The organism is Pseudomonas sp. ANT_J12 (assembly GCF_008370045.1).
GTDB lineage: Bacteria > Pseudomonadota > Gammaproteobacteria > Pseudomonadales > Pseudomonadaceae > Aquipseudomonas.
On sequence record NZ_VOBN01000001.1, the window covers coordinates 47,640 to 66,965 of the forward strand.

The following is a 19,326-nucleotide window of genomic DNA, read 5'->3' on the forward strand; positions in this document are numbered from 1 at the left end:
GATGCACCGCTTTCGCGAGCAAGCTTCGCTCCTACAGGGGTTACGCGTTATCCAGGGGTTACGCGTTGTTCAGAGATTGTGGATAACTTAGTCGTTGCTTGGCTTGTTGATCGCGTTCAGCACGTATTGCGGCATGGCGAACGCACCGATGTGGATTTCCGGGTTGTAGTAGCGGGTGATGATGCCGCTGCCGGCGAAGCGCTGTTGCAGGGTTTCGCGGGACAACTTGCGATACGCGGTGTTGGTCGCGCCCCAGGCGAAGGTCATGGCGCCGCCGATGTAGGTCGGCACGGCTGCCTGGTAGAAGTGCCAATCCGGGAACAGGCTGCGCAGGCGCCCGGCAGTGGTTTGCACTTCGCCCAGTTGCATGAACGGCGTGCCGTTCTGGGTCACCAGGATGCCGCCTTCGTTCAGGCAGCGGTGGCAGGCCTGGTAGAAGTTTTCCGAGAACAGCACTTCGCCCGGACCGATCGGGTCGGTGGAGTCGGAGATGATGACGTCGAATTTCTCGGTGGTGGTCGCAACGAAACGCATGCCGTCATCGATCACCAGGTTCAGCCGTGGGTCGTCGTACGCGCCTTTGGAGTGGTTTGGCAGGAACTCCTTGCACATGTCGACCACGGTGCCGTCGATCTCGACCATGGTGATGTGCTCGACGCTGCCGTGCTTGGCCACTTCACGCAGCATGCCGCCGTCGCCACCGCCGATGATCAGCACGCGCTTGGCGGAGCCATGGGCGAGGATCGGCACGTGGGTGAGCATTTCGTGGTAGATGAATTCGTCGGCTTCGGTGGTCTGGATCACACCGTCCAGCGCCATGACCCGGCCCATGCGCGGGTTTTCGAAGATCACCAGGTGTTGGTGTTCGGTGCGCACTTCGTGCAGCAGTTTTTCCATGCGAAAACGCTGGCCGTATCCTTCGTAGAGGGTTTCCAGGTATTCGCTGGTCTTGGTGGTGGTCATGGGAAGTGCTCCGATGAATGCGGCGGCAACGGACGGTTACCCGCCCATGATGGCCAATCGAAAGGCTCGATTGCCCGGCAAAGGGGCGCATTCTACGTTGCGGAACATGACAGGTCGAACGTCACGTGATGACGAACCGCGATCCTGTAGGAGCGAGGCTTGCCCGCGAAGGCGTCGTGTCAGTCGATATCAATGTTGAATGACACGACGCCTTCGCGGGCAAGCCTCGCGCCTACAGAGGGTGGTGTCAGATACGGACATTCCCCCGTGGCCCGGCGATGGCCCAGATGATCAGGCCCAGTACCGGCAGCAGCAGGATCAGTAGCACCCAGATGATCTTCATCCCGGTTTCTGCACCGCTTTTCAGCACGTTGATGATGGCCCAGATGTCCAGGGCAAGAATGATCAGGCCAACCAGACCGTTAAAACTGGAACCCATAGTGTTGCTCCCAAGAAAGTGGCATGCAGTCTTAGGATAGTCGGCTCCTGCGAGGGTTCCGTTTTATTGCGTTAAACGTGGATTGCCACTTTCAAGGCTTCCAGAGAAGGCGCAGCGGCGATGCCGACCTGAGCGCACAGTTCGAGTACGCGGGGCACGTCGTTGCCGTAGACCAGCACCACTTGCAGTTCGTCGTCGAGCAACTGGCTGAAGTTCATCAGCGTGTAACCGCCGTTTTCCTTGTTCATGCTGCCCATCTGCACCTGGATGCGGTTGAGCGCGGTCAGGGCTTCGGTCTTGGCCAGTTGCTTGGGCTTGATGTTGAAGTCCACACCCGGGCCGAACGAAGAGACGATCTGGGCGAACAGGTCCATGTAGGTGTCAGCCTGGAACAGCACGGTCTCCGGCAGACTGCCCACCACGACCCATTCGCCCAATGGCATCGGGAAGGTGTCGTCGTAGTTGATGTCCGGGTTGGCGGCCAGGAACGCCTGGGGATCGGCGTAGGCCTGGGCCGCTTCGTCAGCGATCTTCAGGATTTCATCATCGCCCATGCACCCGGAGCTGATTTTGCTGATGAGTTCGACGAGTGCGGTTTTCATGGGGATGGATCCTGTAGCGAGGGGAAATTTTGAGGGCGCGAAGGATAACGCATTCAGGATGAAATGCGGACCCGTGGTGAAGGGGGCTTTCTGTGGCGAGGGGGCTTGCCCCCGTTCGGCTGCGAAGCAGTCGTAAACTCGGTAAACACTGTTTACCTGAATGACCGCGATCGCTGATTTGGGGTCGCTTCGCGACCCAACGGGGGCAAGCCCCCTCGCCACAGGTAGTCCCCCATTACAGGGGGCCGTGTTGTGTCAGCCGAGCAATTTCTGCAGTTGAGCGGTGGTATCCACTGCCCCCATGGTCTTCGCCGCATCCAGCGCCGAAACGCCATTGGCGTCCTTGGCCTTCGGATCTGCGCCTTTGCTGATCAGGTAATCAACGATTTCAACGCGGTTGAACATCGCCGCCATCATCAGCGCCGTGCGGCCGTCGAACGACGAGCCTTCGACTTGCGCCCCGCCTTCGACCAACGCCGTGACCACCGCCAGGTCGCCCTTGAACGCGGCGCCGGCAATCGGGCTCTGGCCGTTGTCGTTGCGGATTTCCGGGTCGGCCTTGTGTTCCAGCAGCACTTTCACCGTCTCCACGTGACCGTGGTAGGCGGCGAGCATCAGCAAGGTGTCGCCCTTGTGGTTGCGCAGGTTCGGCGGCAGGCCTTTGGTCAGCAGCGCCGCCATCATGGCCGCATCGCCCTCGCGCGCTTTGTTGAACACCTGTTCGGCGAATTCGGCAGCTTCTTCGGGCGTCATCTGGCGGCTTTGGTCTGACATGGGGGACTCTCTATTCGGTCAATCGGAAAGCCGACAGTTTCCCGAGCGCCCCGGCGCCTGTCACTCCTTTTTTCTCAAGCGCGGCCATAGCCAGATTCAATAGCGGTACTTGCCACCACGAATATCCGCCAGCACCTGCTCGGTGACTTGCACGTACGTCTGGGTGCCCGGCAGCCAGGCGTAGATCGGGTCATCGCCGGTCTTGCCCGGGTCGAAGGCTTCATCCTTGAGCCGGGTCTTCTGGTATTTGAAGGTTCCGGTGGTTTCCATTTTCACTTTCAGGCGCAGGAACAAAGGCACCGCGTACGCCGGCATGTGCTGGCGCGCAAAGCTCAGCAGCTCGGTGAAATCCAGGGTGGCCAGGGACTCGGTGGGCGTAATCGCCGCCATCCCGGCGCGGCCGTTGGTGTTGCAGATTTCCACGCCGTAGGCCACCGCCTCGCAGATGTTCGGATGCTGCAACAGAATGTTCTCGACCTCGGTGGTGGAGACGTTCTCGCCCTTCCAGCGGTAGGTGTCGCCCAGGCGATCAACGAACTGCGCGTGGCCGAAACCGATGTTGCGCAGCAGGTCGCCGGTATTGAAGTAGCGGTCGCCTTTGGCGAACACATCGTGCAGCACGACTTTCTCGGTTTTCTGCGGATCGGTGTAGCCGTCCAGCGGCGCCTTGTCGTCGATTCTCGCCAGCAACAAGCCCTGCCCGCCCTTGGCGACTTTGCTCATCAAGCCCTTGGCATTGCGAATCGGCGCGCCGCTGTCGTGGTCATACGCCACCAATTCCCAGGACATCAGGGAGAAACCGATGGTGTTGTCGAAGTTGAGGATGTTGGTGAAACCGATGTTGCCGTCGCTGGCCGCGTAGAGCTCGCAGATGTGGTCCACCGCGAAGCGCGTCTTGAATTCGCGCCAGGCGCCGGGGCGCAGGCCATTGCCGATCATCTTGGTCACGCCGTGTTGGCTGTCGTCGGCGCTGGCCGGTTGATCAACCAGGTAGCGACACAATTCGCCGACATAACCGAGGGTGGTCGCGCGGTATTTGCGCACATCGTTCCAGAACTGGCTGGCGCTGAACTTGCGGCGGATGGCGAACCCCGCCGCGCCGCTGATGGCCGAGCCCCAGCACACGCACAGCCCGGTGGCGTGATAGAGCGGCAAGGTGCAATACACCACGTCTTCGGGCTGCATATCGAGGGCGATCAGGCCGAAGCTGGCGGAGCTGCGCATCCAGCGCCCATGCTTGAACACGCCGGCCTTCGGCAACCCCGTCGTGCCGGAGGTATAGATGTAGAAGCAGGGATCGTCGAAAAACACCTGATGGCTGCTGGCCGGGTTGTCGCTGGAGGCGTCGGCGCTGGCCATCATCAGGTTGATGAAGCGATCGGGCGAAATGCCCGGATAGCTGTAGGTATCGCGATCGGCGACGAACCAGGTGCGCACCGCCGCGATCTCGACCCGCTCGCGAACCGCCGAATAGGCCGGCACCAGTTCCTCGCCGACAATGATCGCCACTGGCGCCACCAGGTTCAGGCTGTGGGCCAGGGTATCGCGGGTTTGCGAAGTATTGAGCAGCGCGCTGATCGCCCCGACCTTGGCCACCGCCAAAATCGTCACCAGCAGTTCCGGGCGGTTCTCGATGAAGATCGCCACCACATCACCCTTGCCGATCCCCTGGTCGATCAGGTGATGGGCAATGCGGTTGGCCCACTGATTGACCTGGGTGTACGTCAGCGCCACCGCGTCTTGCAGCAAGGCGACGCCGGCGGGATTGCGCAAGGTTGCTTGCTCGAAGGTCCAGCCGAGGCCACACGGTTGGGTCGGGTCCTTGACGTTGGCGACCTTCATGCCCTTCACCACGCGGGGGATGGCTTTGGCGATGGTCGGCAATTTGCGGAGCATCATGCCCCAGGTAATCGTGTCGCTCATGGTGGCTCCCGTTCGATCTTCTTATTGTCGGGCGGCGTTGATTGAGCCCGAAAATACGTCAGCGGTTCTGGAGCTGTACACGCGGTTTTTGCAATGTTTTGTATCCGCCCTGGATACCTGGGCAAACGTGATCCCTGGCCGTGCCATTCGTTCCATTCAATCGTGCGAAACCCCGCAAAATGCAGGATGCACGATGGCCATTCATGCAGATTGCACGAAAGCAAAAAATCGACAACTAAATAACCTATTGATTTATAACGACTTTTAAAAATCTCAGTGCTGGCACAAACGCTGCAACTACCTCTCCATGCTTGCTAATCAAGTGCTAACGGAGCTGATAGACATGAGCCTGATCCAAGAAAAATTTACCTCGCTGTTCTCCAACTTCGACGTGACCACCCAGGCACGCCCTGACGGTGGCATCCTGCTGACGCTGCGCAGCACCGAAGGCAAAGTCTTTAAACGCTCGATTTCCTACCAGCAATTGCATGCTGGCGACCAACTGTCGTGGGTGATCAGCGCGATCCGCCGTGACCTGGCTGAACAGGCCAGCGAATTGCCGCAAATCTCGATGCTGCAGAGCCAGCAGCGGTTTGCTTTGCCGACTTATCATTCGGCGTAAATCGATTGGCGCTTTAAACAAACAGGCCGTGATAGCTTTCGCTTCACGGCCTGAATTGTTTCTGGCGTCACGCAATCCCCTGCAATCCCCCTGCATACCCTGTAGGAGCGAGGCTTGCCCGCGAAGGCGGCGTATCAGGCGATATAAATATTGGCTGATCGGACGCCGTCGCGGGCAAGCCTCGCTCGGGTTACATGGCGGTGGGGTTGATCCGCGCAAAGCTGTCGACGGTCATGTGCCCTGCCAATTCGCTGCCCTCTCGCGCCAACCCGTACGTCGCCATTCCCGCCGCGCGGGCCGCGTCCAGTTCTTCGACGATGTCGGACAGGAACAGAATCTGCCCTGCTTCCAACCCAATGGCCTGAGTGATGCGCTCGTATGATTGCGCCTCACGCTTGGGTCCCGACGTGGTGTCGAAATAACCGCTGAACAGCGGCGACAAATCCCCCGCTTCCGAACAGCCGAAGATCAGCTTCTGCGCCTGGATCGAGCCCGAGGAATACACAAACAGTTGAAAACCTTGCTGATGCCAGCGCTTGAGCGCTTCAACGGCATCCGGGTACACGTGGCCTTTCAACTGCCCGGCCTGATAGCCCTGCTCCCAGACCATGCCTTGCAACGCCTTGAGCGGCGTGGCCTTGCGGTCTTCGGCGATCCAGCCCAGCAGGATTTCAATGACCCGCTCAACGTTTGCCTCGGGTTCGTTACTGTCCCGACGCACGGCGTCCAGTTGCTCAGCGACATCCGCCCGTGCGGCGTGTTGGCGAACAAAGTCCGGCAAGTGTTTAGCTGCGTAGGGAAACAACACGTCGAACACAAAACTCACCGCGCTGGTGGTGCCTTCGATGTCGGTGAGAATCGCTTTGATCGGCATTGAATCAGTCCTCCAGGCGCGGGAAGCGGTTGGCGATGTCTTCGCCGGTGAACTTGGCAACCCAGCCTTCGGGGTTGTTGAACAAACGGATCGCCACGAAATGCGGATGCTCGCCCATGTCAAACCAGTGCGGCGTACCGGCCGGGACCGAGATCAGGTCGTTTTTCTCGCAGAGCACGGCGTAGACATAATCGTCGATGTGCAGGGTAAACAGCCCACGGCCGGCGACGAAAAATCGTACTTCGTCCTCGCCATGGCGGTGTTCATCGAGGAACTTGGCCCGCAGTTCGGCTTTTTGCGGGTGGTCGCTGTTCAGGCTGATGACATCGACGGTGATGTAGCCACGCTCGGTCATCAGCTTGTCGATCTGCTCCTGGTAGGCCGCGATCACTTCTTCCTGGCTGGCGCCGGGCTGGATTTTCGCGGTGGCTTGCCAGCGGTCGAAACGCACGCCCTGTTCGGCCAGGGTCGAAGCGATGTCTTCGAAATGTGTCAGTACCTTGTTCGGAATGTCAGGGCTTGAGACGTGGTAAACGGACAGGCTGCTCATCAGGGCAACTCCTTAACGGTTCATGCTTGACGGTTCAAGACCGAGCGCATCTTCAACTCGCACTCGAACAAAAATTCAAAGGCCTCGATCTGCCGCAGGGCGTCGCTCATGCGCGCGCCCCAGGTGTAGAGGCCGTGGCCGCGAATCAGGTAGCCGACGCAATCGGGATGGGCGTCGAGCCAAGGCTGCACCTTGGCGGCCAGGCGCGCAATGTCCTGGTCATTGTCGAAAATCGGCACCCGCACCAACGACTCGTGGGTCGAGACGCCGCTGAAGGCTTTTTGCAGTTCGTAGTCTTCAAATTCGATGAAGGCTTGCGGCGTCAGGCGCGACAGCACCGTGGCGTTCACCGAATGGGTGTGCAGCACCGCGCCGATGTCCGGGCGCCAGCTGTAGAGTTGGGTGTGCAGCAGGGTTTCGGCGGACGGTTTCTTGCCCGGTTCCAGGCTGTTGCCGGACAGGTCGGTGGCCAGCACATCGTCGAGGCCGAGTTGGCCTTTGTGCTTGCCGGACACGGTCAGAAGCGCTTCGGTCGGTGACAGGCGCGTCGAATAATTGCTGCTGGTGGCCGGCGACCAGCCGCGACCGTACAAAAAACGCCCGGCGTCGATGATTTCCTGGGCGAGGTGTTCACGGGTAAGGCTCATGGCCGGTCCTCTTGCATACGTGTGGCAATGATAACGGCAGCGGCGAAGGCTGCGAGGCTGGCAATACTAAAGGTCAATGTGGCGCCGAGGGCATTCCAGCTGTAGCCGGAATACAACGCGCCGAGTGCGCCGCCGGTGCCGGCCAGTGCTGCGTACAACGCCTGGCCCTGGCCCTGCTGACGGGCGCCGAAACTACGTTGCACGAACTGGATGGCAGCCGCGTGAAAGCTGCCGAAGGTGGCTGCGTGCAGTACTTGGGCGAACAACAGCACCCACAAAAACTCAGCGAACGAACCTAGCAGCAACCAGCGCAGGGCCGCCAGCAGAAAACTCGCCATCAGCACCCGGCGCACCGAGAAGCGCGCGAGGATTTTGCTCATGGCCAGGAACATCAGGACTTCCGCGACGACACCGACGGCCCAGAGCATGCCGATCACGCCACGGCTGTAACCGAGACGTTCCAGGTGAAGAGTCAGAAAGGTGTAATACGGCCCGTGGCTCATCTGCATCAGCGCCACGCAACCGTAAAACGCCAATACGCCGGGGCTGCGCAGTTGCTTGAGGAAGCCCTCCCCGGTCACGCGTTCGCTCTGCACCGGTTGTGCGTTTGGCACCCACAAGCTGCTGACGACAATCCCGGCCATGATCAGCACCAGCGCCACCGGGTACACGTCCAGGCTCAGCCACTCGAACACCCGCCCGAGGGCGACCACGGTGATGATGAAACCGATGGAGCCCCACAAACGAATCTGGCTGTAGCGAGAGGTCTGGCCCTTGAGGTGCGCCAGGGTGATGACTTCGAATTGCGGCAGCACCGCGTGCCAGAAGAACGCGTGCAGGGCCATGACCATCGCCAGCCAGGCGTAGGTTTTGCTGACGAAGATCAGCGAGAACGTCAGCAACGTGCAGACTGCGCCGAAGCGCACGATGGCCAGGCGTCGGCCGGTGTAGTCGCCGAGCCAGCCCCAGATGTTCGGCGCCACGCAGCGCATCAGCATCGGGATCGCCACCAGTTCGCCGATGCGCGCGCTGGAAAAGCCCAGGTGATCGAAGTACAGCGCCAGAAATGGCGCTGTCGAACCGAGCAAGGCGAAATAGAACAGATAGAAACTGGAGAGCCGCCAGTACGGGAGCGCCGCCAAGGTCTTCAGGCCCCGGCGACTGTGCGGTGAGCCATTAAAGCTGACCCAACACCGGCGTGCTCACTTGCACATCGGCGTTCTGCCCGCGATGACGCAGCAGGTGATCCATCAGCACGATGGCCATCATCGCTTCGGCAATCGGCGTGGCGCGGATGCCGACGCACGGGTCATGACGGCCCTTGGTGATCACGTCCACCGGGTTGCCATGGATGTCGATGGAACGGCCCGGCGTGGTGATGCTCGACGTTGGCTTCAATGCCAGGTGCGCGACGATCGGCTGGCCCGAGGAGATGCCGCCGAGAATGCCGCCGGCGTTGTTGCTGAGAAAACCTTCCGGGGTCATTTCATCGCGGTGTTCGGTGCCGCGCTGGGCGACGCTGGCGAAACCGGCGCCGATTTCCACGCCTTTCACGGCGTTGATGCTCATCAGCGCGTGGGCCAGTTCGGCGTCGAGGCGGTCGAAGATCGGCTCGCCCAGGCCCGGCATCACGCCTTCAGCGACCACGGTGATCTTGGCGCCGACCGAATCCTGGTCGCGGCGCAACTGGTCCATATAGGCTTCCAGTTCCGGCACTTTGTCCGGGTCGGGGCTGAAGAAGGCGTTTTCTTCCACCGAATCCCAGGTCTTGAACGGGATTTCGATCGGACCGAGCTGGCTCATGTAGCCACGAATAACGATGCCCTGAGTCGCCAGGTACTTCTTGGCAATCGCCCCGGCCGCCACGCGCATCGCGGTTTCCCGGGCCGAGCTGCGACCGCCGCCGCGGTAATCGCGCTCGCCGTACTTGTGGTGGTAGGTGTAGTCGGCGTGGGCCGGGCGGAACAGGTCCTTGATCGCCGAGTAGTCCTTGGACTTCTGGTCGGTGTTGCGGATCAACAGGCCGATGGCGCAACCGGTGGTGCGGCCTTCGAACACGCCGCTGAGGATTTCGACTTCGTCGGCTTCCTGGCGCTGGGTGGTGTGGCGGCTGGTGCCGGGCTTGCGGCGGTCAAGGTCACGCTGCAGATCCTCCAGGGAAATCTCCAGACCCGGCGGGCAGCCGTCGACAATGGCGACCAACGCCGGACCATGGCTTTCGCCTGCGGTGGTGACAGTGAACAGCTTGCCGTAGGTATTGCCGGACATGCGGGACGCTCCGTGAAATCGAACCTGAATACGTAATGCGCGCCAGTATACGCAGGCAACCCAAGTAGTTCATCCTCGAACCTTACCGGTGCCCGCGAGTCCAACCGGCACCTTATCCATGATGGCGTGATGATGCTGCGAGTTCTAGCCTTGAGTCTTACCCTGTTTACCGGCTTCGTTCAGGCCACTGTCCTACAACGACCGATCAATTTGGATACCGGCACCGGAGAGCTTTTCGGCTCATTGTTGTTGCCTAAATCCGACACGCCGGTGCCGGTTGTCCTGATCATTTCCGGCTCCGGCCCTACGGATCGCGACGGAAACAACCCCGACGGCGGGCGCAACGACAGCCTCAAGCGCCTGGCGTGGGTGCTGGCCAAGCACAACATCGCCAGCGTGCGCTACGACAAGCGCGGCGTGGCGGCGAGCCTGGCCGCGACCCCGGACGAACGCAATCTGTCGGTGGAAGCCTACGTAGCCGATGCCGAGGCCTGGAGCCGCAAGCTCAAGGCCGATCCGCGTTTCGGCAAATTGATTCTGCTCGGCCACAGCGAAGGTGCGTTGATCGCCACGCTGGCGGCGCCGAGCGTCGATGCGGCGGCGGTGATTTCCATGTCCGGCAGCGCCCGGCCAGTGGACCAGGTGCTGCGCCAGCAATTGAGCAATCGCCTGCCGCCACCGCTGATGCTGCGCAGCAATGAACTGCTCGACAGCCTGAAGGCCGGCCACACCGACGACAACGTCCCGCCGCAGTTGCAGGTGATTTTTCGCCCAAGCGTGCAGCCGTACCTGATTTCGCTGTTCCGCCAGGACCCGGCGGGCGCTTTCGCCCGGTTGAAAATGCCGGCGTTGATCATCCAGGGCACCAGCGACATCCAGGTCGGCGTCGGCGACGCCAAGCTGTTGAAAGAAGCCAAGCCCGACGCCGAACTGGCGGTGATCGAGGGCATGAACCACGTGATGCGCATCGTGCCCAACGATGTGAAACGGCAGTTGGCATCCTATAAGGATCCACAATTGCCCCTGGCCGCTGAACTTGGCTCGCGAATCCTCGGCTTTATTGACGGACTTCGCTCCAGTTGAGCGCTGTTACCCTCTAGTCTTCAAAAAAACGGCCGATAAGCCTTTGTCGCCAGCGCTATGACTGGCGGCAAGCAGCGCTTGGACAGGATCTCGCCGTTATGACTGATACCCAGACTTCACCCGACACCACCGCTGAAAAAGACACACCGCCAGCGGTCGAGTTGCCGTGGGCGGACGTCCACGCCGAGCACCACAAGATGCTTCGCCTGGCGCCGTTGAAGACCGACCGCAACACCGGTAGCCGGCCGTTGCGCTTTGTCGAGTTCGGTTACGCCGAGCGCAACAGCAAGGAACGCAGCCTGATGCGCCTGACCATCAAGTTGCCGGGCCAGCGGGTGCGCAAAGAGCAGAATCACTTGGACGTTTGGGTCGATCACGAGACCAAACGCGTGCATTTCGGCCCTGACAGCGGCTTGCAGATCGAGCCGATGAACCGCGGCATCGGACGCTACCTGGCCGCTCAAGGCATTAGCTGGGCAAAAAAGCGTTGGCCCACCTACACCGTCGACGGCAGCGACCTGAACAACAAGGATGCGCTGAACGAAGACACGCGCCTGCGCCGCGATCACTTTTTGCGCATGCACGGTTTTGAAGTCGCGTACGCCGATGCCCAGCATTTGAAGGGCAGCGTCAAAGAGGTCCAGGTCGGCGACTTGCTGGCGGACTGGAACAGCGAAAAGCTGCAACAGGTGGAAATTCTCGAAGCCGCGCAGATGTTGCAGCAGGCGGAGCAGAACCTGGCCGAGCAGGAAGTGAAGCTCAAGAAGCACGAAGAAAAGGTCAGCAAGTACAAGCGTGAAGACGCCGGGCTACGTTTTACGATTACGTGCCTGGTGGCGTTTTCGGTGTTTCAGGCGGGGTTGTTGATCTGGATTGCGACGCATCGGTGATGGCTGATCGTTCCCACGCTCTGCGTGGGAATTCAGCCCGGCACGCTCCGCGTCCCTTTTCAAGCCGAACGCGGAGCGTCCGTGGAGGCATTCCCACGCAGAGCGTGGGAACGATCTTTAGCGGTTAAACGCGGGACGCAAACACCGCCTGGTGATCGCGGCACTGCTCGGCGGTCAACATAAACACGCCATGCCCACCGCGCTCGAAATCGAGCCAGGCGAAGTCGACTTCCGGGTACAGCGCTTCGACGTGCACCTGGCTGTTGCCTACTTCGACAATCAGTAAACCCTTCTCGGTCAGGTGATTCGCCGCTTCGGCGAGCATCCGGCGCACCAGGTTCAAACCATCGTCGCCACAGGCCAGGCCCAGTTCCGGTTCGTGCTGGTATTCGTCCGGCATGTCGGCGAAATCTTCCGCATCGACGTAGGGCGGGTTCGACACGATCAGGTCGAAACGTTGCCCCGGCAGCCCATCAAAGCCATCGCCCTGAACCGTGTATACCCGCTCATCGACGCCATGGCGCTCGATGTTCTGGTTGGCCACTTCCAGTGCTTCGAACGACAGGTCGGCCAGCACCACTTCGGCGTTCTGGAACTCATAGGCACAGGCGATACCGATGCAGCCGGAACCGGTGCACAGGTCGAGAATCCGCGCCGGATCCTTGCCCAGCCACGGAGCGAAGCGCTTTTCGATCAGTTCGCCAATCGGCGAGCGCGGGATCAGCACACGCTCATCGACAATGAACGACATTCCGCAGAACCAGGCCTCGCCCAACAGGTAAGCGGTAGGAATGCGCTCCTCGATGCGACGCTTGAGCAAGCGTTGCAGATTGACCAGTTCATCGTCTTCCAGATTGCAGTCCAGATAGCTGTCGGCAATTTCCCACGGCAGGTGCAATGCACCCAACACCAGTTGACGGGCTTCGTCCCAGGCGTTGTCGGTCCCATGGCCGAAAAACAGATCCTCCCCATGGAAGCGGCTGACGGCCCAACGGATATGGTCACGCAGGGTACGAAGTCGGGAAGTGATCACAGCGGCAACTCCAAATAAAACTGGCAAATAAAACGACGGGCGATTCTAACAGCCAAAACGCGCCACGACGACGCAGGAAAAACACCGGATCAGATGTAGGACTCTTCCATTTTTGCGCTTGGCTATTGAACAGAATGAGCCTCTTGACAAGGCTGCAAGCCAGCAACGACGGTGCCTACGATGGTAGCGATTCACAGAACCGCTCAGCCAGAGGACAATGTCGCAAAAGCCCCACTCCAAGGAGCCCCAGAATGTCCGTTCCACAAACGATGTTTCAACTCAGCGGTCGCGGTTACCCGGCGGCCAAACTGAGCCAGGCGACCCTCATCATCATCGATGCCCAGAAAGAATACCTCAGCGGCCCGCTGGCCCTGAGCGGCATGGAAGCTGCCGTCGCGAACATCAAGCAAATCGTGGCCGCTGCCCGCGCAGCCGGTCGGCCGATCGTGCACGTACGTCACCTCGGCACCGTCGGCGGGCTGTTCGATCCACAGGGCGAACGCGGCGAGTTCATTCCGGGCCTCGAGCCAACGAGCGATGAAACCATTATCGGCAAACTGCTGCCGAGCGCGTTCCACGGCACCACGCTGTACGATCGCCTGCAAGAGCTGGGCTCCCTGGACCTGATCGTTTGCGGCTTCATGAGCCACTCCAGTGTCAGCACCACCGTGCGCGCGGCGAAGAACCTGGGCTTTCGTTGCACCCTGGTCGAGGATGCCTGTGCCACCCGCGACCTGCCTTACAAGGGGGGTGTACTCAGCGCCGAGCACGTTCAGCAGACCGAAATGGCAATCATGGCGGACAACTTCGCCACCCTTGCCCTGACCCACGATCTGATCTGACCGACTTTTGATGAGCGGCACATGCCGCCGCTCATCCGCAAAAGCCTCTCATTTGCTGCAATTGCCCTAGCCTCAGGAACATCCCGGTCAACTCCCGGTCGAAGGGCCGATACCCATTGAGGAAGGTCGGAATGAAGTTATCCGATGGTTTTGACGCACGCCGCTTGCGGCCCAAAGGCCAAAGCAACTGGCGTTTTCGAATCGGTGCAGCGATTGCCGCCCTGCTGGCGATGCTCGGCGTATTGATGACGCTGGCCGGTGTCGGCAGCCTGCTCGGCCACGCGCCCGCACTGGGCGAGCTGAATACCAACAAGGTCGGCGCGGCGGTGATCGCGGTGATCGGCCTGTTCGTGCTGTACATCGGCGTGTGGCTGTGGCGCCGCTGCCGTCGCCGCTCGCGCCAGTCGCAAGCGCTGAACATGTCCCCGCACCTGATGAAAAAACACGACTGAATCCTTGGGCTCGGCAACTTGCCGGGCCCAATTGTTATGGATCGCGTCCCGACTTGGGTAAACTGCCCTCCTTCGCGGAGGCTGACATGCAAGACGACGATTTTTCCCTGTTCAAAAGTGCGACTCAAGGCATCAAGCCGATCAAGCACGATCGCGCCGAAACCGGCAAACCCAAAAGCGACCGCGCCCAGATCGCCAAGCTGCGTCAGGCCGCCACCGTGCGCACCGATGCCACCACCGTTGATGGCTTGTCCGATCAGTTCGTGATTGATGTCGGCCCGGAAGATGAGTTGATGTGGGCCCGCGACGGTGTGCAGGAAAGCCAGATCCGCAAACTCAAGATTGGCCAGATCCCGTTCGAAGGCAGCCTTGACCTGCACGGCATGAACGTGGAAAAGGCTCGGGAAACCCTCTGGGCCTTTCTCGCCGAAGCAACCAAATTCGAAATCCGCTGCGTGCGCGTCACCCACGGCAAAGCCGTGCGCCTGGACGGCAAGCGGCCGATGATCAAAAGCCACGTCAACACCTGGCTGCGCCAGCATTCCCAAGTGCTCGGCTTCACCTCGTGCCAGGCCAAACACGGCGGCGCCGGCGCGGTTTATGTGCTGCTCAAACGCACCATGATGGAAGGTCGCGACGAGTAAAGCTGTCGCGCCACGCTTGCAGCGCCGTGTTTGCCACCGTACCCTTGCCCTTTGCGAAAAATCCCACAGGTAGTTTCATGTCCCTGGAACAGAATTACACCGCGATTCTCGGTCAATTGGGCGAGGACGTGTCCCGCGAGGGCCTGCTCGACACGCCAAAGCGTGCCGCCAAAGCCATGCAGTACCTTTGCCGCGGTTATGAACAGACACTGGAAGAAGTCACCAACGGTGCCTTGTTCAGCTCCGACAACAGCGAAATGGTGCTGGTCAAGGACATCGAGCTCTACTCGTTGTGCGAACACCACCTGCTGCCGTTCATCGGCAAGGCCCACGTCGCCTACATCCCGAGCGGCAAGGTCTTGGGGCTGTCGAAAGTCGCGCGGATCGTCGATATGTATGCGCGTCGCCTGCAAATCCAGGAAAACCTCAGCCGCCAGATCGCCGACGCGGTCCAGCAAGTCACCGGCGCCCTGGGCGTTGCGGTGGTGATCGAGGCCAAGCACATGTGCATGATGATGCGCGGTGTCGAGAAGCAGAATTCCTCGATGATCACCTCGGTGATGCTCGGTGAGTTCCGGGAAAACGCCGCCACCCGCAGCGAGTTTCTCAGCCTGATCAAGTAATCCGCAGCACTAAGAAAACCGGCATTCATCGCCGGTTTTTTTTCGCCTGTGAAAAATCAGGTAAGCTGCGCGCCTTTCTTGATTCCCACCGTGAGGCTTTCAACGTGTTCGTAAAAGCGCTTCGTGTCGGCCTTGGCCAACTGATCATCTTCATCGACTTCATCACCCGCCCGGGCAAAAAGCAGCGCCCGGCCGAGGTCCAGGCCCAGGTCAACAACGCCGCCAAGGGCCTGACCCTGTATCAGTTCCACGCCTGCCCGTTCTGCGTGAAGACCCGCCGCACCCTGCGCCGCTTGAACGTACCGGTGGCGCTGCGCGATGCGAAGAACAACGAGCAGGATCGCCAGGCGTTGCTGGATCACGGCGGCAAGATCAAGGTGCCGTGCCTGCGCATTGAAGAGAATGGGCAGACCACCTGGATGTATGAGTCCAAGGTGATTATTGATTATCTGGATAAGCGCTTCGCTGCGGCCTGATTTTTCAGTGGCGTTTTTGCGGACGCCATCGCGGGCAAGCCTTGCTCCTACGGACTGATGGCGCTGCTCACATTTTGCGATCACTCCCAACCTGTAGGAGCAAGGCTTGCCCGCGATGAGGCCCGCCCTGCCACCGCAAATCCCAGATAAAAATAAACCGGCCCTCAAGCCGGTTTTTTTATAACTTCAGGCTGCCTTTGCCGCTTGGGCCTGCCTCACCACCGCAGCCAACCGCTTGAGGCCTTCTTCCAGCCGCGCCGGGTCGATGTGACTAAAATTCAGCCGCAAATGGCCGGGATTGTTATCCGGATCAGGGAAGAACGGTTCGCCCGGCATAAACGCCACGTCCGCTGCCAAGGCCGTCTTGAGCAACGTGCGGGTATCCAGCGGTTGCTTGAGCGTCAGCCAGAAAAACAGCCCGCCTTGCGGCATGTTCCAATCCGCCAGATCGGAAAAATGTGTTTTCAGTGCCGACTGGAAGGCATCCCGACGCATCCGATAGAAATCCCGCAGCTCACTCAGATGCTGCTGGAATTTCTCGGTGCCGATCCATTGCAGCGCCTGCCACTGCCCTACCCGATTGGTGTGCAGGTCCGCCGATTGCTTGAGCCGCAACAAGTGCGGAAACAGGTCCGGACTGGCGATCAGATAACCAACCCGCAGGCCCGGCAGCAGGGTTTTCGATACGGTGCCGGTGTAGATCCAACTGGCGGTTTTCAAGCGACTGACGATTGGCGTGGCGCTGGCGCCGTCGAAGGTCAGTTCGCGGTAGGGCTCGTCTTCGATCAGCGTCACGCCAAACTCATCGAGCAGCGCCGCCACCGCATCGCGCTTGGCTTCGCTGTAGCGCACGGCCGATGGGTTCTGGAAAGTCGGGATCAGGTAAATAAACGCCGGACGATGTTTTTGCAGGCGCGCGCGCATTTGTGCAAGGTCGGGCCCATCGGCCTCCAGCGGCACGGTGATGCAGTCGGCGCCGAACAGCTGGAAAATCTGCAACGCCGCGAGATAGGTCGGCGCTTCCAGCAGGATCTCGGTGCCTTTGTCGATATAGAGCTTAGCCGCCAGATCGAGGGTTTGCTGGGAGCCGCTGACCACCAACACCTGGCTCGCCTCACACGGTACGCCCAACGCCCGCGCTTCGGCCGCCAGGGCTTCACGCAGTGCCGGCTCGCCTTCGCTCATGCCGTATTGGCCCATGGACAACGGCATGTCGGCCCACTCGACCTTCGGCAGCATGGCTTCGGCCGGCAAGCCGCCAGCGAACGACATCACCTCTGGGCGCTGGGCGGCGGCGAGGATTTCTCGGATCAAAGAACTTTTAAGGCGCGAGACACGTTCGGAAAAAGCCATGGGGTCACCGGTAGCGAGGCTAGAAGAAAATGAGTCAAACTGATTGACCGAAATTACGACAGCTTGAGCGGATACGTCAATATGCTTGACCTTAAAAACCCCACAACTCAGCAACACGCCATGGAAGCGTTTTTCTTCGGCTACCAGGCGTTCACCGCCAAGGCCGACGAAATGCTTGAGCGTCGTGGCTTGAGCCGAGTGCATCAACGCATCGTGTTTTTCATCGCCCGTTATCCGAACCTGAGCGTGAAGGAATTGCTGGCGTTGCTCGGCGTGAGCAAGCAGGCGCTGAACATTCCGCTGCGTCAGTTGCTGGAAATGCATTTGGTCAACAGCGTGGCGTCAGAGATGGACAAGCGTAAACGGCTGCTTGAGCTGACTGAGGATGGCGCGAAGTTTGAGCAGTCGCTGCGGCGTGAGCAGGTGAAACTGCTGGAGCGGGTGTTCACCGAAGCTGGGGAGACGGCGGTGAATGGATGGTTGGCGGTGAACAAAGCGTTGGGGCAAACCCAAGCGCTCGCGGACTGAACATAACTGATCGTTCCCACGCTCTGCGTGGTAATGCATCCCGCGACGCTCTGCGTCGCCCCCAACAGCGGACGCGGAGCGTCCATGGCGGCATTCCCACGCAGAGCGTGGGAACGATCACTCAAAGGCGTCACCGCAGGCGATATATCCCTATCTCCAAAACTTTCGTCTACAAAATCAAAAACATTATTTGCTTTATTTGTATACAAAAGCATAATCCACTTCGTGCGAGTTCCTGACCAAGCGGTCAACAAATTCGCAAGTGCCTCAAAGGGCCGCTGCCACCCTCATGGGTCCGGCCCTGGAAATAAAAATAAAACTCTTGAGGAGTATTCGCTGTGGAAAGCCGCAAATCCGAAGCCCCGACGCTGGACCTCTCGCCGCCATTACGCAATGGCTGGCTGGAACGCCTCTTCAAACTCAGCTTGCATGGCACCACGGTGAAGACCGAGCTGATTGCCGGTCTGACAACCTTCATCACGATGGCTTACATCATCTTCGTCAACCCGAACATCATGGCTGACGCTGGCATCGATCACGGTGCCGCGTTTGTCGCCACCTGCATCGCCGCCGCGCTCGGTTGCCTGTTGATGGGCCTGTACGCCAACTGGCCGGTCGGCCTGGCGCCGGGCATGGGCCTGAACGCGTTCTTCACCTACACCGTGGTCGGCACCATGGGCTACAACTGGGAAACCGCCCTCGGTGCGGTGTTTGTCTCCGGTGTGCTGTTCATGATCCTGACCTTTTCCAAGATCCGCGAATGGCTGCTCAACAGTATTCCCGTGAGCCTGCGCTACGCCATGGGCGCGGGTGTCGGGCTGTTCCTGGGGATCATAGGCCTGAAAACTGCCGGCATCATCGTTGCCAGCCCGGCCACCCTGATCAAGCTCGGTTCCCTGCGCGAACCCGGCCCGCTGCTGGCCGCCATCTGCTTTTTGATGATCGCCGTGCTCAGTTACCACAAGGTGTTCGGCGCGATCCTCATCAGCATCATCACCGTGACCGCCGCCGGCTGGGGCCTGGGCCTCGTCCATTACGAAGGCATCATGTCCGCCCCGCCGAGCCTGGCCCCGACCTGGATGGCCATGAACATCGCCGGTGTGTTCAACGTCAGCATGATCAGCGTGGTGCTGGCGTTCCTTTTCGTGCACATGTTCGACACCGCCGGCACCTTGATGGGTGTCGCTCAGCGCGCCAATCTGGTGAACGCGGACGGCCGCATCGAAAACCTCTCCCGCGCCATGAAAGCCGACAGCGCCTCCAGCGTTTTCGGGGCGATGGTCGGTGTTCCGCCGGTCACCAGCTATGTAGAAAGTGCCGCGGGTGTCGCTGCGGGTGGTCGGACTGGTCTTACCGCTGTGACCGTAGGTGTGCTATTTATTGCCGCGATGTTCTTCGCACCGCTGGCTGGCATGATTCCGGCTTATGCCACCGCCGGTGCACTGATTTATGTGGCGATGCTGATGATGAGCGGCATGGCTCACATCGAATGGGATGAAGCGACCGACAGCATCCCGGCGATCGTCACCGCGATCATGATGCCGCTGACCTTCTCGGTCGCCGACGGCATCGCGCTGGGCTTTATCACTTACGTGGTGCTGAAGGCCGGCACCGGTAAGTACAAGGAAATTTCCATCAGCCTGTGGGTGCTCTGCGCGATCTTCATCGCCAAGTTCATTTTCTTGTAACCCGTCATAGCTTCAAACAGCCTCACCCCGTCGGGTGGGGCTTTTGCACATT

22 protein-coding genes are annotated in these 19,326 nt (G+C 60.2%); 10 read left to right on the forward strand and 12 right to left on the reverse strand.

Annotated elements, in window-relative coordinates; all coding sequences use genetic code 11:
• Positions 1-87 precede the first annotated feature (87 nt).
• From speE to FQ192_RS00235, 5 genes are all read right to left on the reverse strand, one after another.
• On the reverse strand, positions 88-963 hold the full coding sequence (gene speE / locus FQ192_RS00215; protein ID WP_133836632.1) for a polyamine aminopropyltransferase: 876 nt from the start codon (positions 961-963) through the stop codon (positions 88-90).
• Positions 964-1,210: 247 nt separating this feature from the next.
• Positions 1,211-1,402 (reverse strand): PLDc N-terminal domain-containing protein, encoded by a 192-nt coding sequence (locus FQ192_RS00220; RefSeq protein ID WP_123403173.1) that lies wholly within the window; start codon positions 1,400-1,402, stop codon positions 1,211-1,213.
• 71 nt (positions 1,403-1,473) lie between these two features.
• Complete coding sequence (locus FQ192_RS00225; protein WP_149656880.1) at positions 1,474-2,004, reverse strand: hypothetical protein; 531 nt, start codon at positions 2,002-2,004, stop codon at positions 1,474-1,476.
• Positions 2,005-2,259: 255 nt separating this feature from the next.
• Entirely contained in the window at positions 2,260-2,778 is a 519-nt protein-coding gene (locus FQ192_RS00230) for an ankyrin repeat domain-containing protein (RefSeq protein WP_149656881.1), read from the reverse strand.
• Between the two features lie 96 nt (positions 2,779-2,874).
• Positions 2,875-4,701 carry a long-chain-acyl-CoA synthetase gene (locus tag FQ192_RS00235; protein ID WP_149656882.1) on the reverse strand — a complete coding sequence of 609 codons (1,827 nt, stop codon included), beginning with the start codon at positions 4,699-4,701 and terminating at the stop codon, positions 2,875-2,877.
• 343 nt (positions 4,702-5,044) lie between these two features.
• Between FQ192_RS00235 and FQ192_RS00240 the strand changes: the two genes are divergently transcribed.
• Entirely contained in the window at positions 5,045-5,323 is a 279-nt protein-coding gene (locus tag FQ192_RS00240) for a DUF3509 domain-containing protein (protein ID WP_054048577.1), read from the forward strand.
• A 190-nt stretch (positions 5,324-5,513) separates the two neighbouring features.
• On the opposite strand, the gene mtnC is transcribed toward FQ192_RS00240, so the two are convergent.
• The 5 genes from mtnC to aroC are packed head-to-tail and all read right to left on the reverse strand — an operon-like array spanning position 5,514 to position 9,662.
• The gene (gene mtnC, locus FQ192_RS00245) at positions 5,514-6,197 is read right to left on the reverse strand and encodes an acireductone synthase (protein ID WP_149656883.1); all 684 of its coding nucleotides are present in this window, start codon (positions 6,195-6,197) and stop codon (positions 5,514-5,516) included.
• Between the two features lie 4 nt (positions 6,198-6,201).
• A complete protein-coding gene (locus FQ192_RS00250; protein WP_149656884.1) occupies positions 6,202-6,747 on the reverse strand; it encodes an acireductone dioxygenase in 546 nt (181 codons plus the stop codon).
• A 20-nt stretch (positions 6,748-6,767) separates the two neighbouring features.
• Positions 6,768-7,394, reverse strand: a complete 627-nt coding sequence (locus FQ192_RS00255; RefSeq protein ID WP_149656885.1) for a methylthioribulose 1-phosphate dehydratase — start codon at positions 7,392-7,394, stop codon at positions 6,768-6,770.
• Positions 7,391-8,536 (reverse strand): MFS transporter, encoded by a 1,146-nt coding sequence (locus tag FQ192_RS00260; protein ID WP_149656886.1) that lies wholly within the window; start codon positions 8,534-8,536, stop codon positions 7,391-7,393. Before FQ192_RS00260 ends, FQ192_RS00255 begins: the two co-directional genes overlap by 4 nt.
• A gap of 34 nt (positions 8,537-8,570) precedes the next feature.
• Positions 8,571-9,662, reverse strand: a complete 1,092-nt coding sequence (aroC, locus tag FQ192_RS00265) for a chorismate synthase (RefSeq protein ID WP_149656887.1) — start codon at positions 9,660-9,662, stop codon at positions 8,571-8,573.
• Positions 9,663-9,791: 129 nt separating this feature from the next.
• Here aroC and FQ192_RS00270 point away from each other — a divergent pair, with 129 nt between their 5' ends.
• Both FQ192_RS00270 and FQ192_RS00275 read left to right on the forward strand, forming a co-directional pair.
• Positions 9,792-10,745, forward strand: a complete 954-nt coding sequence (locus FQ192_RS00270; protein ID WP_149656888.1) for an alpha/beta hydrolase — start codon at positions 9,792-9,794, stop codon at positions 10,743-10,745.
• A 98-nt stretch (positions 10,746-10,843) separates the two neighbouring features.
• Positions 10,844-11,635 carry a hypothetical protein gene (locus FQ192_RS00275; protein WP_149656889.1) on the forward strand — a complete coding sequence of 264 codons (792 nt, stop codon included), beginning with the start codon at positions 10,844-10,846 and terminating at the stop codon, positions 11,633-11,635.
• A 124-nt stretch (positions 11,636-11,759) separates the two neighbouring features.
• On the opposite strand, the gene prmB is transcribed toward FQ192_RS00275, so the two are convergent.
• Complete coding sequence (prmB, locus tag FQ192_RS00280; RefSeq protein WP_149656890.1) at positions 11,760-12,668, reverse strand: 50S ribosomal protein L3 N(5)-glutamine methyltransferase; 909 nt, start codon at positions 12,666-12,668, stop codon at positions 11,760-11,762.
• 251 nt (positions 12,669-12,919) lie between these two features.
• Between prmB and FQ192_RS00285 the strand changes: the two genes are divergently transcribed.
• The 5 genes from FQ192_RS00285 (at position 12,920) to FQ192_RS00305 (ending at position 15,705) form a co-directional block, all read left to right on the forward strand.
• Positions 12,920-13,510 (forward strand): cysteine hydrolase family protein, encoded by a 591-nt coding sequence (locus FQ192_RS00285; protein ID WP_149656891.1) that lies wholly within the window; start codon positions 12,920-12,922, stop codon positions 13,508-13,510.
• 131 nt (positions 13,511-13,641) lie between these two features.
• Positions 13,642-13,962, forward strand: coding sequence for a hypothetical protein (locus FQ192_RS00290; protein WP_149656892.1), 321 nt, complete (start codon positions 13,642-13,644; stop codon positions 13,960-13,962).
• An 86-nt stretch (positions 13,963-14,048) separates the two neighbouring features.
• Positions 14,049-14,606, forward strand: a complete 558-nt coding sequence (locus tag FQ192_RS00295; protein WP_133836618.1) for a Smr/MutS family protein — start codon at positions 14,049-14,051, stop codon at positions 14,604-14,606.
• A 77-nt stretch (positions 14,607-14,683) separates the two neighbouring features.
• On the forward strand, positions 14,684-15,229 hold the full coding sequence (folE, locus tag FQ192_RS00300; RefSeq protein WP_003204506.1) for a GTP cyclohydrolase I FolE: 546 nt from the start codon (positions 14,684-14,686) through the stop codon (positions 15,227-15,229).
• 104 nt (positions 15,230-15,333) lie between these two features.
• Positions 15,334-15,705 carry a glutathione S-transferase N-terminal domain-containing protein gene (locus FQ192_RS00305; RefSeq protein WP_149656893.1) on the forward strand — a complete coding sequence of 124 codons (372 nt, stop codon included), beginning with the start codon at positions 15,334-15,336 and terminating at the stop codon, positions 15,703-15,705.
• Positions 15,706-15,891: 186 nt separating this feature from the next.
• Here FQ192_RS00305 and FQ192_RS00310 read toward each other — a convergent pair whose 3' ends face one another.
• On the reverse strand, positions 15,892-17,058 hold the full coding sequence (locus FQ192_RS00310; RefSeq protein WP_149656894.1) for a PLP-dependent aminotransferase family protein: 1,167 nt from the start codon (positions 17,056-17,058) through the stop codon (positions 15,892-15,894).
• 81 nt (positions 17,059-17,139) lie between these two features.
• On the opposite strand from FQ192_RS00310, the gene FQ192_RS00315 reads away from it, so the two are divergent.
• Together FQ192_RS00315 and FQ192_RS00320 are read left to right on the forward strand one after the other, a co-directional pair.
• Positions 17,140-17,586, forward strand: a complete 447-nt coding sequence (locus tag FQ192_RS00315; RefSeq protein WP_149656895.1) for a MarR family winged helix-turn-helix transcriptional regulator — start codon at positions 17,140-17,142, stop codon at positions 17,584-17,586.
• 338 nt (positions 17,587-17,924) lie between these two features.
• Positions 17,925-19,274 carry an NCS2 family permease gene (locus FQ192_RS00320; RefSeq protein WP_149656896.1) on the forward strand — a complete coding sequence of 450 codons (1,350 nt, stop codon included), beginning with the start codon at positions 17,925-17,927 and terminating at the stop codon, positions 19,272-19,274.
• The last annotated feature ends 52 nt before the right edge of the window (positions 19,275-19,326 follow it).

Excerpts from the sequence above, each read along its gene's own strand:
- aroC (WP_149656887.1), bottom strand. The coding sequence starts at position 9,662 with ATGTCCGGCAATACCTACGGCAAGCTGTTCACTGTCACCACCGCAGGC.
- FQ192_RS00230 (WP_149656881.1), bottom strand. The coding sequence starts at position 2,778 with ATGTCAGACCAAAGCCGCCAGATGACGCCCGAAGAAGCTGCCGAATTC.
- FQ192_RS00225 (WP_149656880.1), bottom strand. The coding sequence starts at position 2,004 with ATGAAAACCGCACTCGTCGAACTCATCAGCAAAATCAGCTCCGGGTGC.
- FQ192_RS00235 (WP_149656882.1), bottom strand. The coding sequence starts at position 4,701 with ATGAGCGACACGATTACCTGGGGCATGATGCTCCGCAAATTGCCGACC.
- FQ192_RS00220 (WP_123403173.1), bottom strand. The coding sequence starts at position 1,402 with ATGGGTTCCAGTTTTAACGGTCTGGTTGGCCTGATCATTCTTGCCCTG.
- FQ192_RS00240 (WP_054048577.1), top strand. The coding sequence starts at position 5,045 with ATGAGCCTGATCCAAGAAAAATTTACCTCGCTGTTCTCCAACTTCGAC.
- FQ192_RS00270 (WP_149656888.1), top strand. The coding sequence starts at position 9,792 with ATGATGCTGCGAGTTCTAGCCTTGAGTCTTACCCTGTTTACCGGCTTC.
- FQ192_RS00295 (WP_133836618.1), top strand. The coding sequence starts at position 14,049 with ATGCAAGACGACGATTTTTCCCTGTTCAAAAGTGCGACTCAAGGCATC.
- FQ192_RS00255 (WP_149656885.1), bottom strand. The coding sequence starts at position 7,394 with ATGAGCCTTACCCGTGAACACCTCGCCCAGGAAATCATCGACGCCGGG.
- mtnC (WP_149656883.1), bottom strand. The coding sequence starts at position 6,197 with ATGCCGATCAAAGCGATTCTCACCGACATCGAAGGCACCACCAGCGCG.
- folE (WP_003204506.1), top strand. The coding sequence starts at position 14,684 with ATGTCCCTGGAACAGAATTACACCGCGATTCTCGGTCAATTGGGCGAG.
- FQ192_RS00250 (WP_149656884.1), bottom strand. The coding sequence starts at position 6,747 with ATGAGCAGCCTGTCCGTTTACCACGTCTCAAGCCCTGACATTCCGAAC.
- FQ192_RS00310 (WP_149656894.1), bottom strand. The coding sequence starts at position 17,058 with ATGGCTTTTTCCGAACGTGTCTCGCGCCTTAAAAGTTCTTTGATCCGA.
- FQ192_RS00315 (WP_149656895.1), top strand. The coding sequence starts at position 17,140 with ATGCTTGACCTTAAAAACCCCACAACTCAGCAACACGCCATGGAAGCG.
- FQ192_RS00275 (WP_149656889.1), top strand. The coding sequence starts at position 10,844 with ATGACTGATACCCAGACTTCACCCGACACCACCGCTGAAAAAGACACA.
- FQ192_RS00290 (WP_149656892.1), top strand. The coding sequence starts at position 13,642 with ATGAAGTTATCCGATGGTTTTGACGCACGCCGCTTGCGGCCCAAAGGC.
- FQ192_RS00285 (WP_149656891.1), top strand. The coding sequence starts at position 12,920 with ATGTCCGTTCCACAAACGATGTTTCAACTCAGCGGTCGCGGTTACCCG.
- speE (WP_133836632.1), bottom strand. The coding sequence starts at position 963 with ATGACCACCACCAAGACCAGCGAATACCTGGAAACCCTCTACGAAGGA.